This window comes from Psychrobacter sp. P11G3, assembly GCF_001435845.1.
In the GTDB taxonomy this organism is placed as follows: Bacteria; Pseudomonadota; Gammaproteobacteria; order Pseudomonadales; family Moraxellaceae; genus Psychrobacter.
In genome coordinates, this window is sequence record NZ_CM003596.1 from 2,731,950 (window position 1) to 2,745,196 (window position 13,247).

11 protein-coding genes are annotated in these 13,247 nt (G+C 43.8%); 4 read left to right on the plus strand and 7 right to left on the minus strand.

Going from position 1 to position 13,247, the window contains the following annotated elements; genetic code table 11:
* Positions 1-8 precede the first annotated feature (8 nt).
* Both AK824_RS11050 and AK824_RS11055 read left to right on the plus strand, forming a co-directional pair.
* The gene (locus AK824_RS11050; RefSeq protein WP_057761536.1) at positions 9-920 is read left to right on the plus strand and encodes a hydrogen peroxide-inducible genes activator; all 912 of its coding nucleotides are present in this window, start codon (positions 9-11) and stop codon (positions 918-920) included.
* A gap of 39 nt (positions 921-959) precedes the next feature.
* The gene (locus AK824_RS11055) at positions 960-1,631 is read left to right on the plus strand and encodes an HD domain-containing protein (protein WP_057761538.1); all 672 of its coding nucleotides are present in this window, start codon (positions 960-962) and stop codon (positions 1,629-1,631) included.
* Here AK824_RS11055 and AK824_RS11060 read toward each other — a convergent pair.
* From AK824_RS11060 to AK824_RS11090, 7 genes are all read right to left on the minus strand, one after another.
* Positions 1,609-2,211 carry a methyltransferase domain-containing protein gene (locus tag AK824_RS11060; protein ID WP_057761540.1) on the minus strand — a complete coding sequence of 201 codons (603 nt, stop codon included), beginning with the start codon at positions 2,209-2,211 and terminating at the stop codon, positions 1,609-1,611. The genes AK824_RS11055 and AK824_RS11060 overlap by 23 nt on opposite strands.
* A gap of 216 nt (positions 2,212-2,427) precedes the next feature.
* Entirely contained in the window at positions 2,428-2,961 is a 534-nt protein-coding gene (locus AK824_RS11065) for a M48 family metallopeptidase (protein WP_082624641.1), read from the minus strand.
* Between the two features lie 216 nt (positions 2,962-3,177).
* Positions 3,178-4,740, minus strand: a complete 1,563-nt coding sequence (locus tag AK824_RS11070) for a DUF1513 domain-containing protein (protein WP_057761544.1) — start codon at positions 4,738-4,740, stop codon at positions 3,178-3,180.
* Positions 4,741-4,743: 3 nt separating this feature from the next.
* Positions 4,744-5,895: an imelysin family protein gene (locus AK824_RS11075; RefSeq protein WP_057761546.1), complete on the minus strand. Its 1,152-nt coding sequence runs from the start codon at positions 5,893-5,895 to the stop codon at positions 4,744-4,746.
* A gap of 69 nt (positions 5,896-5,964) precedes the next feature.
* Entirely contained in the window at positions 5,965-7,641 is a 1,677-nt protein-coding gene (locus tag AK824_RS11080; RefSeq protein ID WP_057761548.1) for a di-heme oxidoreductase family protein, read from the minus strand.
* A 285-nt stretch (positions 7,642-7,926) separates the two neighbouring features.
* Entirely contained in the window at positions 7,927-9,387 is a 1,461-nt protein-coding gene (locus AK824_RS11085) for an imelysin family protein (RefSeq protein ID WP_057761550.1), read from the minus strand.
* 355 nt (positions 9,388-9,742) lie between these two features.
* Positions 9,743-10,399, minus strand: coding sequence for a YiaD family glycine zipper/OmpA-like lipoprotein (locus AK824_RS11090; protein ID WP_057761553.1), 657 nt, complete (start codon positions 10,397-10,399; stop codon positions 9,743-9,745).
* 378 nt (positions 10,400-10,777) lie between these two features.
* Between AK824_RS11090 and AK824_RS11095 the strand changes: the two genes are divergently transcribed.
* Both AK824_RS11095 and AK824_RS11100 read left to right on the plus strand, forming a co-directional pair.
* Positions 10,778-11,731 carry an acyltransferase gene (locus AK824_RS11095; RefSeq protein WP_057761555.1) on the plus strand — a complete coding sequence of 318 codons (954 nt, stop codon included), beginning with the start codon at positions 10,778-10,780 and terminating at the stop codon, positions 11,729-11,731.
* A 390-nt stretch (positions 11,732-12,121) separates the two neighbouring features.
* Entirely contained in the window at positions 12,122-13,219 is a 1,098-nt protein-coding gene (locus AK824_RS11100) for a hypothetical protein (protein WP_227511167.1), read from the plus strand.
* Positions 13,220-13,247: the final 28 nt, after the last annotated feature.

Below are 13,247 nucleotides of genomic sequence, written 5' to 3' on the forward strand. Positions count from 1 at the left end.
GAGGTTTTATGATTACTTTACGACAACTTGAGTTTGCCCTAGCCGTCGCCAAACATCGTCATTTTAAACGTGCTGCTGAGGATTGCAATATCTCGCAGTCTGCACTGAGTTTGGGTATCGCAGAATTAGAAAAACAGCTAGATACTCAGATTTTTGAGCGTAATAATAAACAGGTATTGATTACCCCTATCGGTCAAGACATTCTCACGCGGGCGCAGCGAGTGTTTTCTGAGGTCAGCGATTTGACCACACGTGCTCATAGCCATCAGACGCCACTTGCCTATCCTATGACTGTCGGTATTATTCCGACAATAGCGCCTTATTTGCTGCCAAAAGTACTGCCTGCGCTGCGTGCTCAATATCCAGAGTTCCGTATGACCATCGTCGAACAACAGACAGAGCGTCTGCTTGAGCAAGTACGCTACGGTCATATCGATACGGCCATCATTGCGCTACCTTATGCAGTAGATGGGCTACACAGTTTTGAGTTTTGGAGTGAAGACTTCTTCGCTGTATTTCCAAAAGACGACATACATGCCAAGCTTGATACCATCAATGCTGATGAACTGGCAACTGCCAACCTGATGTTACTTGGCGAAGGTCATTGCTTAACGGACCAGACGCTGTCTGTCTGTCATTTCGACCGTGCCCAGATGAAATCAAGCTTCTCAGATGCCAGTTTAAATACCTTGATTCAAATGGCACTTGCCAACATGGGCACAACGCTAGTGCCTGAAATGGCGCTCGATCAGCTACACCTGCAAAACCAAAATGCCGTCGCCATACCATTGGCTGAAGACGGGCCGCATCGCCATATTGCCTTTGTCACCCGTCTGAACTATGCGCGTGTCGATGATGTTAGCTTGCTTGGAGATGTATTCAACAAAGCATTTAAAGATGCGGTAGCTAATAAAGAATAATCAAACCATCTTTACCACGGTCATAGTGAAAAACGACATATGAAAACTGTCTCAAATAAGCATGATGAGCTTGGCAAGTGCTTTGCACAGCATTTGTCAACTATGACCAGTGATATCTCGCCAAAGCAAGTAGATAGGCTTTGGCAGGAGATCGTGACGCGCTATGGCGAACCACAACGTGCTTATCATACACTCAATCACATTGAGCAGTTGTTGGTAGAGTTTGAGAATATTAAGCAGGTTCTGTCTGAGCCGCATATCATTGCATTAGTACTGTACTATCATGATGTGATATACGACCCAACACGATCCGACAATGAGTTGAAAAGTGCAGAATTTGCGACAGATGCTTTGAGCCCTTATCTCAGTTCAGAGCAATACCAACAGATTCATGCTCTCATTATGATGACCGCTAATCATCAGCTAGATACGTTGGTAGACAGTGACAAATATAACGATGCGGCATATCTGTTAGATATGGATTTGAGTATTTTGGGTGCGCCTTGGCCTACCTACAGGCAGTATGCAAAGGCGATACGTCAAGAATATAAGCATGTCGCCGATGACAGCTACCGTGATGGGCGCACTGCAGTGTTACAAGGATTACTAGCACATCCCAAACTCTATCTGACTGACCATTACTATGATCAGTTAGAAACGCAAGCTCGAGCTAATATCAAGCGCGAGCTTACTTCGCTTGCAGCTTTATAAACAGCTCACTACCTTGCCGTGCTGGATGTGAATTATAGCTGGGCTCTATAATATCGATATCAAAATGACTTTGAAAACGTTGTTGGTACTCTTCCTTGCTGCCGCCAAATGGTGGCTCTTCTCGTCCAAAATCCGTGTCGAATAACAATCCAACCAGCTTACCTTGTGGCTTTAACAACCTTGCCATCTGCTGCACGTATTCATCACGTCGCAATGGATTAATCGCACAAAAAAACGTCTGCTCAAGTATCCAATCAAACTGATACTGCTCAGCTAACAAGCTAAAAAAATCCGCACAGATCAGATGTTCAGAAGGAAAATCAGGATAGCGCTCTGCAAACGTCTCAATCGGTGCAGGGGCAAAATCAACTAGCGTAATATTGGTAAAACCTTGCTCATATAAATAACCCACTTCATAGGCGTTACCTGCACCTGGCACTAATATCGCCTGACCTTTCGCGCTCTCAGGTAACTGGTCAATATAAGCTTTTAGCGGTGGCGATACCTGCCCCATATCCCAACCGATGCTGTTCTTCTCATAACGCTGCTGCCAAAACTCCGCTTGGTTGACGTTTTCCATATGACATCCCTGTATATAAACCTGCTGATTAAACGACACGATTTGTACCGTTATTCTTTATCATATCAGGCTTATTCAGACGTGTCCTTATTTTAAAGGCGTGTCCCTATTTTAAAAAATGATGATGAGAATAGGACTAGGTGCTCTGCATAATGAAAGTTACACAGATGATATCGAGCTATTTATTAGAACTATTTAAATAGTTAGGTAATAGGTTTAATCCAGCTGCCCTGTTTTGCCCGCTAGTATGTTATGCCATTGCTGATAATCTGGCATCGCTGTGGCAACCGTTTGCCAAAACGCTCGGCTATGGTTGGCATGATGCAAGTGGCACAGCTCATGAACGATTACGTATTCGGTGCATTCGATAGGATAGGCAGGAAGATAGACTGATAGCCAAATTCGTTTTGCGCGCGTGTTGCAACTGCCCCAACGTGTGTGCATTTTTTTCAATCGTATTTCATTGGCATAAACGCCAACGATTGGCTGCCACTTATCAAATAATGCAGGTGTGACTTCGGAGAGTTGTTGCCGATAATAGGTGGTTTTTTGATCGGGGCTGAGCGTAAACGATTGCTCTGTACCCCATAATAAAACTGAGTTATTAGCAGCTGAAAAGTTTGACGACGTATTCTGTCTACGTCTATATTGTTCTAATACCTGTGGGTGATTTGCAATCGCCCAAGGCATCCGCTTAGCCACAGCATGCAACATTTGTGATGCACTGACATGCATTGGTGCAGAGACCATCAACGTATAAGGCTTTAAGCAAAAATTGATATTTTTAACACGCTTTTGACTGATATGTAGCTCGATGCCTGCCTGTGCAAGTTGCTGTCTGACAGTATCTAAATTGGTATCTAAGCTAATGCTCTACCTCCTTGGCCGACTATTACTACTGTTCTAGCAATAGTCGTTATTAATCGCCATGCCTGTGCGTCTGTCGCTCTTGTTGAACGTCATGGGTCACAGTGCTTGCAAATGGTTGTCAAACGACATCATATGCAGTTGACTGTCTTTGATAATCCGCTCATGAAGTTCAATGTCGCCTACGTCTAACTTTACTTCTGGTAAAGTATTTACTCTTAACGCAGTTAACTGCCCTTGACCATCACTGACGATAAATCCTGTCGGTTCGGCATATTTATCAATTTTACTCATTAAAGCACTAGAATTAGCTAACACCGAAGCCCCTGCACAATCTGGCAGGCTTACATCATCAATCAGCTCACGAGTATGCAAATCATAAATCGCCGCACAGCCACCAATCGGCGTGGTCACACACAGTAAGTTACGCTCACTATCCACCGCCACGCTAGCGATATATTGGTGAAAACGTTGCCATTGATTGTTTGGCATAATGAGTGGAATAAAGCTGCCGTCACCACGTTTATGAGTCAATACCAATGGTACATTGATATGTTTTTCACCTTGGAACTGAATACCGATCATCACTGTGCCGTCATTGTGCATGGCTAAGTGGCGCACACTCATCTGATTATGTTCGGGAGTCACTTGCTCAAGCAATGTGCCATCGTGACGATTCAGATAAACCAGTGATGGTCGCATGGTATCTAGATTTAGCTCTTCGCGTGAGGCCTGCTCGGTTTTGATACCCCCATTTGCAATGACGAGCGTTTCGCTATCAGGATGCATAATCAGCTCATGCGGGCCTATACCATATGAGTCAAATTCTGCTACTTTTTGATAAGCATCATGGGCATCATAGATACCGATTTTGCCTGCCAGACTCACTGTGTCGTTCTCGGTTACGTAGAGCAAGCTGCCATCTAAACTGTAGCAAGCATGACCATAAAAGTGACGGTTTACATCAGCTGTAATCGCATGTTGTACTTGCCCATTTGATGTATTAAGCACCCAGAATTTTTCGCTTGGACGACGACCCATGACGACGACATCACGTCTTTGATTGACATTACTATGCTGAGTTTGAGCTTCAGATACATTAACAGATACAGGCTGAACAACGATGTCGTGGACACGCTCAGGCATAGTCGTCTGCCAAACGATTTGTCTGTCAGCATCAATACCTACCACACCAAAGTCGTGCTCATTCTGGCTTGATGTGGCCTGATCTTTTGGCATGGATGCGACGCCACTGACCCAACTGACTGGTCGTGCCAGCATCGTTGTCGTATGCATGACAGCAAAATCAGGTACATCACTATTATCATCACCTACAGCATGATAAGCCTGCTTCCATGTTGCCGCTGCTTGCTCACAAGCATAGCGCAATCGCGAAAGCTTCGGCGTTGAATCAGGTGCCGCTCGTAATGCCTGCAACTGTGTACGAATACCATCTACATAATCTTGCAGACTGGCATCTGGATGCTGCTGCTTACGATAACGATGGTGAATACCGACCAGCGCCGCCGTACCCACTGCTGTCAGCACTGAAGTCGTCAAAAGCTCATGAGCTGACGAAGTTTTCCCAGACCGATTAGACCTATTCATCTGGTCATGAGTCTGGGCTACTGACACTGCTGTACTCGCTTCGATAGTAGACATTGTCTAATCGCCATCAGTGCTATTAAAGCCCACACGGATACCAAGTGCTGGGATTAACTGGCGCTTAATAAGACGGGTGACATCAGTCAAATGATCGTACAACGCTTGTTGATCGTCCTTATTCGCCTCTGATAAATCTTCTGGCATTTGTGCTAATAATGCAGTCGTGTCAGCTAATGCAGTTGATAGATTATCCGAAACTTTGTTTTCATCATTGCTACCAAGAATAGCCGTCAATACTGGGTCAGTCATGGCTTTATTGATAGTATCTAACTTAGCATTGATGATAGCGCGGCTTTGACCAGCAGTAGCAGCAGGTAAATGACCCTTTGCTTTACCTGTCAGACCGAGTGGCTGATCAATGGCATTAGACTTCATGGTTTCAATCAATGATAGTAGAGAGTTAATCCACTGATTTAGGCCTCTATCGCTTTCTGCTGTTTTGTCTATCGCCAATAAATCCGTCGCGTTTTGCTGCCAGTTTTTCTCGATGTCTTTTAGACGCGTGCTCAACGCACTACTAGCGCTAATCACGTAAGCACACTGACTAGCGTCTAAACTTTCATTGGCAAACAAGGCCTCTTCTAATCCTGGCACGCCTTGTACAATCGCGCTCTCACCAGCAAGTTGCTCTGGCGTTAGTTTTGGATTGGCAGCGATTAAATCAGCCACGCCACTGTGTACGAGTCCGCGCTCGTCAGGATAGTAGTTTATATATAAATTGCTCATACTAGCAGTCGCAGGACCAAAGTTGACCATCTCAGCACTTGACCATGCTTGTGCCAATACTAGCCACTGCGCACGTAATGCTTGTAGCTCATCGCCACTTACTGGAGCTTGGGTACAATGCTTCTGCGCCAATTCGTTCAATAGATCGCTTTGCTTGGCTGCATCAGCATACGCGGGAATCACGATATCGTCAGCCACATGCGTCAAGTACGTTTTTGCAGTCTCAGGGCTGATATCTACTGCAACGATTTGCTCAGTACTTTCTTTGCTGTTTTCTACTGAGCTGTCAGTAGCTGCACTGTCTTGCACAACTTTTTGGCTGTCTACATCTGCAGCTTTGTTGTCATCGGCAGGTTTGACACAACTGATCAGCAGTCCAGCACTCAATGCAGATAGCGCCATTGCCAAAGCGTGGTTTATTTTCATAGGTTTCTCGGTAATGTTATAGGTAGTAATTTATAGCGTTTTTATACTGATTTTATAATAGCGACTTTATTACAGTGATTTTAGGAACGCATTAAGCTCTGCGCGACCTTGTTTGTCCAACTTCAATACTTGTTGCTTTTGCTTTTCGGCTTCTCCGCCATGCCATAAAACCGCTTCCATCAATGTACGGGCACGGCCATCATGCAAAAACGTCGCTTGAGGATCAACTGTCTGCGCAAGCCCCACGCCCCAAAGTGCTGGCGTACGCCATTCATAAGAGTTGGCTAAAAATTCAACTTGGGCACTTTTTGGTGGTAGTTTGCCAGCAATCGTACGATCAGCGAGATCATCGCCCATATCGTGCAATAGCAAATCTGTATAAGGATAAATCACTTGTCCATGCTGCTCAAGATGATCATCGTCGGTTTTTGGCAACTGATATCTTGGCGTATGGCAGCTTTGACAACCCATGTCATAAAAACGCTTTTTGCCAGCCAGCACGAGCTTATCATCCGCATTGCGGCGATGCGGCACTGCTAGATTGCGAGTATAAAACTCTACAAACTTAGCAACCTCATCATTTACTTCAACAGGTGACTTACCATTGCCCTGCTCATCAGCACCTGTCGCTGCATTTAGGCAAGCGGTCTGCGTTGGCATACAGGATTCGTTAGGACGGATGTTGGACGTCAGACCCATGTCTTCGTTAAAGGCACTTTGGTTCTGAGTAATCAGCTTGGTTTGACCCGCTTTCCACCCAAATCGTCCAAGCGCACGCTTACCCGTTTGCGGATCCATTACCCAGTTAAATTTACCACTGATATCACCATTGCTACTGTCGCTGGCTTGTTTTTTAATGTCATCGTCAGGTATTTGCTCTAGTAGCCCAAGCCCAATCATCGGTAGCGCCACACGCGGCGATACCATCATGTCATCGTCAAAAGCACCGTAACCAGGTTTGGTCAAATTAAACGTTGGCGCACGTAGCGTCTCGACGTACCCATCAGCAAAGGTAACTGGTTTATCTGTCCATTGCACCGCAATTCTGGCTTCAGCAGGCACGCCCTGAATACCACGATCTTGTAGCTGGCCACCATACATAGGATGAGCCACCTTTTCAATTAGCGAATCCTGTAGCTGCTTGCGCTGCTCATCGGTCGTCGCTGGCATAGACAGCCGAATTAACAAACTATCAGCATCATCATTGGCAGTCATCGGCGCATGACCTCGCCCATCTTTGACATGACAAGACTGGCAAGCGGCCACATTGAATAATGCGCCCAGTCCATCACGACTATCAGTACTAGCAGGAGCAACCACCCATGGCTGTTTGAAAAACGCGTTACCAATAAAGAATGATCCTTTACGAGAAGCTGCTAGATTCGATGAAGGCTTCGAGTAGCTCTCAGCACTGCTAATGCTAATACCAGAGTCACCGCCCTGCTTGATCTCTTGAGGATCAAAGCTCACCAGTTGCTGCATTGGCACACCTGCCAGTGCTTCTATATTTTTGACGTGTTCGGCCGACAGCGATTGGCTGTTTTCACTGCTGCTTTCATTACTTGAGGCCTGCTCTGAAGTAACATCAGAAACATCGTCAGAAGTGTCGTCAGAAACGCTATCAGATGGTTGACATGCACTGATAGCCATTGCACTGGCGATAATTAGCGCAAGCTTAGAGGGTATATGTCGTAGGATTTGAGTAGCAAGAGGAGAATCAGAGGGGTTAACATTATTGGCGTTCATAGAAATTAATTGCCTTAGCGCTAGAGTAGAACCATTAAAATTTTGTCATACCATCTCATTATATGTCGTCACAATCATTGCCTATCGACATATAATGAAATGGTACACCGGCCAATTGGCTTATTTAATGCTCGTAAAAATGCGTTGCCAACGGTGGCTGACAACGCACGTATTATATCTAATCTAAGTATCTAATAAACAGCGGTTACTGACCTATAACGACTAATAAAACGTCACAAAGCCAATGAAAGGCTTTTAAATAAGGACCGCTAGCTTAAATTTTTCTTAAAACTGTGACCCAGCATCTGCGTCTAGATTATCGATGCCAACTGCTTTTGCAGCGTTTTCGATACTGGCCGTCAGCTCTTGTAAGCTAGTGATGCCCGCTTCAACCCATCCACGACGGATGTTTTGTTCTTCAGCAGAGATACCTTCTTGGCTAGCTTGACCGACAGTTGCAATCATCTGATCAATCTTGATGCCGTCTTTTTCGCCTTTTTTAACGATAACGTTGAACGCGCCTTCTACTTTGTTGAACTCAGCAGCCAATTTATCAGCGGCTTCTGTATGTCCGTTATCCGTTAGATAATCTTTGATACCGTAGCCGCCAACTGTCTTACCAGCGACTGTTGTATAGCTACCATTAAAGACGTTTTGGATACCGCGCGCATTATTAGCATAGCTCAGATGAGTCAAATCACTAAAGCATTCGTGCTCATCTTCGGTAGAGCCAGTAACAAAAGCGACCTGCATACGCTCAGAAGCAAGCTCACCTAATGCTAGGCTACCCATTTGATACATAATTTGGCGCAGACCATTATCATATTTGCGCGCTATCAAATCACTACGCAAAGTATTTTCAGTATCAGGCTGCCACTGTGCTTCCATCGCGGTCAAATCATCAACCAATAGTTGAGTTGCAGCAGTTAAGAATTCCCCGCGGCGCTCACAGATACCGGCATCTTCGTTGACGGTCTCACCACTAGTACACTGTCCGGCTTCAGCCACATAGTCAGCGACTGGGCGATTACCTGCGCCTTCTTTCACGCCATTGTTGTCTTGACCCCACAGCATAAATTCAATGGCATGATAGCCAGTGGTTACATTGGCTTCACTACCACCGATTTCATTCATTTCTGCAAGTAGCTCAGGTGTGATTGTACTGGTATCTTGCTTGATACTACCGACAGTAATGCTGTCGCTATTGATGATGTTCTCTTGGCTGTTATATTCGCCTTCATAGTCGTCACCAACATAATCAATCAATGCTTCATCAAGTGGCCAAGCATTGATCTGCCCTTCCCAGCTATCAATACTGTTGATAGCACGTTTATCATTGGCAGTCACAAAGCCTTCATCAAAACGGAAAATTTCAGTTTGTGAATACGGCTGACGTGCTGCTTTATAGGCAGCTTTTGCAGCATCAAGGTTTTCTTGTGTTGGGGTGGCCACGTATGTTTCTACCGCAGTTTGTAGCGCTTTGGCCGTGTCCAACGAATCTTTATAAGCGGCGTGTGCCATATTTGCATAACTGATAATCAATCTATCAATATGTGCTTTTTCGGCAGTAGTCATCTCTGAATTATCAGCTGTCTCTGTGTTTGCTACTTCTGTTTGCGTTTCTGTCGCAGCATTGGTGTCTTCATCGGCTTGCTTTGTACAGCCCGACACCATTAACAATCCTGCAAGTGCAACAGCTAAAGTAGTTGGTAAAAGCTTACGGCTCGTTACTGTGGTAATCGTCATACATATCCTCAAGAAATATAGCAAAAAATTCGTTTTGGTTAAGTAGCCTCAATTATTTTGATAATCAAGCCATGTTACAGCAGGCTATCTTAGCCATGCACATTGACTCTCAGTGCGCACGATAAGACGTTTAATATTGCATTGATAGCAAACACTGACAAATTATAGTGTTATTGATAATCATTATCAATATTTAATTTAATATTAACTATATCTATCAATCATCACTGTTTTATTCAAACTGAAAATACAAAAAAAGAGCCAGCATATTGCTGACTCTTTTTGAAATATATGTGCTCAAATATCTAGCACATACTTAATAGCTATATAGCTATTTATTAGTTATAACTATTTATTAGTTTACGCTCTGTGGTGCGTTAACTGTTAGCTCAACACGGCGGTTTTGACCACGGCCATATTCAGTGTTGTTGTCTGCGATTGGACGTGACTCACCGTAAGCAACAACATTTACACGGTTTGAAGCAACACCGCGAGCTGTTAAGTAGTTAGCAACTGAGTAAGCACGATCACGTGACAGACCCATGTTATAAGATGCTGAACCTTTGCTATCAGTGTGACCAGCGATAGTAATTGTGTTTTGGTTATACTGGTTCATCGTTGAAGCAAGCTTATCAAGCGTTGGCTTGAATGATGAGCTAAGGGTTGCATCATCAAATGAAAACGTGATGCTACCTGGCATAACCAAATCAATGTTACCAGTGGTTGGGTTCTGCTCAACAGTTACGCCTGTGCCAGCCATTTGCTGCTCAAGTTGACGAGCTTGACGCTCCATGTAGTAACCAACGCCTGCACCTAGTGCTGCGCCGATAGCTGCATCACGACCAGTTTTGTCGCCGCCTGTTGCTTTTGAGATAGTTGCACCACCTGCTGCACCAACTAGACCACCTAGAGCAGCTTTGTTTAGACGCTGTTGTCCAGTGTTTGGATCTGTTGTACAACCACTAAGTGCTAGACCTGATGCTACTGCTGCAATCATTAAAGTATTACGCATAATATTTCCTCTTAAGTTTAAAAAATCGTGCTTTTTATAAAGATTGTCCATTAATCTTTTTTAAGTACTTATCTACATTCCCCATTATTATGGCAACTACAACCTATCTCTGTGTAATATTTTGTCATACCTCTGTATGAGAAGTGCAGGTTATATTTCAATGATTTTATAGGTCAAATCTTCGTGCCTTGCTACCACTAGTCACGTTTACAGCCGTACACTACAACATGTTTCTGCTAAAATTATATTGCTGAATTTGTCGGCTTTAAATAGTCATAATTTAAAGCTTTACGTTCATAATATTACTGACTTGATGACTAGGACAGATTCAGCGACATACGGCTTATTATTAATCAGATAGACTGAAAAGGATTGAGCATGCGATTGACATCTACCATTCGAAAAATGCATAAACGTTCGCCTAAACTAGGCAAAGCTATGTCGCTTGCAACAGCCACTGGTGTCATCGCCGCCAATAGCTTCGGTGGTAGTATTCCTTTATGGCTAATGGGCGTCGGTAAAGTCATTACTGGCGCCTCTATTGCAGACAAAGCCGTCATCAAAATTGCTACTCACTGGATCAGCAGCAACAGTGCTTTGATCGACAATATGTTGCCTCGCAAAGATTGGCGTATCAACCTACCGGACGATATTCATACTAATGGTAAATACCTGCTAGTAAGCAACCACCAATCATGGGTTGATACCAGCATCGTGCAGTATATTGGCGAAAAACGTTTGCCACTCACGCGATTTTTTACCAAGTTTGAGCTGATCTACATCCCTATCGTTGGTCAAGCTTTTTACTTTTTAGATTTTCCAATGATGCGCCGACACTCAAAAGAAGCCATCGCCAAAAACCCTGCGCTAAAAGGCAAAGACATCGAAGAAGCCAAACGTGCCTGCGCCCTACTAAAAGACAAACCTTTTACCTTATTAAATTATTTGGAAGGTACTCGTTTTACCAAAGCCAAACAAGCTCAGCAAAAATCGCCTTATACGCACTTATTAAAACCTCGTGCAGGCGGATTATCATTGGCTATCAGCGCGCTAGGTGAAGATATCGATGGCATATTAGACATGACCATCGTATACCCTGATGGTGTGCCAAGCTATGGGGATCTTTGGAAAGGTAATATCAAACGCTTGGGCGTTGACTTGCGCTACATCGACATACCAGATGCGTTGTTCGAAAGTATCAAACAAGGTGGCTACGAAAATGATGAAGACACAAAAGCTCAAATGTTCGACTGGGTTGAACAGGTGTGGCGTCAAAAAGATGAACGCATCAGCACTATGTTGGCAGATTTTGAAACCAATCCTAAAACGTAAAATGCCTAATGAGAATGCTCAGCAATACTAAATTGGCTGACCGTTAGACCTTATCAAATACCAAGCACAGTCTATGCAAGCGTACTAAGTACTAAATATCGATGTAACAAACGTTAATGTAATAAGTATCGAGCACGAGATAAAAAGTTATAGGGCAATAAAGTTGCGGGTACAAATGTCACAATAGTCATATCTTACTTATGATGTTTACTGTTAAAACAGCCATGCATCATAAGTAAATTTTAATCAAAGATGGGTTGTTTTTTAGCCTTATTCATTGATAATGTGACTAATCATGAACTCATAGATTTTCGATGTCTACTTTGATAGTAAATGGTAGTAAATATCGAATTCTTACCCATTTTTTGTGCCATTTATTACTTATAAGGTATGACTGTGCCCACCTCTACTACTAGCTCGCCGTTAGCTACCGAATCTGTTTTGAGTCAGCCTCCTTATCCAATAAGTGATGAGCCACCAAAACCGAACCATCCAAAGCCGAGTCGCTTTAAGCTCACTTACGATATTGTCATGATTATTGCCATCAGTATTGATCTGCTATTGATCAGTATCGATGCTATTTTGATGAGCAATTTTAGTAGTAATGCTGCAGAATGGCTAACCATCAGTGAAGCGCTCAATTGGTATCAGAACACTCTACATGATCCTCTACGCACTGCTGGAGGTTTTTTTACTATCTTTTTGGTCGTTGAGTTGCTATTGCGCTGGGCGATTGCCATCAAACAAAAAGTCTATTATCGCTGGTTCTTTTTCCCATTCGTTCATTGGTACGAAGTATTAGGCTGTTTTCCGCAGCTACGTGCTTTGCGACTGCTGCGAGCGGTCGTTATTGGACGACGTCTATATCAGCTTGGTTATCAAGTACTGCCGCAGACGTGGATCAACCGAATCAAGTTCTACATTGACCTGCTGTTAGAAGAGCTCTCCGATCGCGTTATTTTGACCGCGATACAGAACTTTCGACAAGAGCTAACCAGTTCAGACACGCATAAATCATTCATTGAGTCGACGATTGCAAAAAATCGAAATGAGATTGAAGCGGCCGTATTATCCGTGCTGCGTACAGAGCTTGCACCAAAGCTGCAGGAACTGACTGCCTCATCAGGTGGCGGCAGTATATTGGCGAGCGAAATGGGCAATGCTATTGAAGAAGGATTGGCCAACACACCTGAATTGCGCCGCTATCTACGCATGATACCGATCGCGGGCAGTCTGATTGAATCACAGCTACATCACGTCGGGCACAATATCGGTGAAAACGTCGTAAATGCATTAAACAAGCGGCTTTTGGACCCTAAGCGCTTGGATATATTAATGATGGAAATTGCTAGCGTTATTGCTCAAATAGATACCAATAATACAGCGCTAGATACCTTAATTTCTAGTATCATTGATGACAGTTTGACTGCGTTTGAAGCACAAGTAAAAGTGCAGCAATGGAAGCACCAAGATATGTTAAATCTATAGTTTAGCTATCTAATAGCATGATGTAATA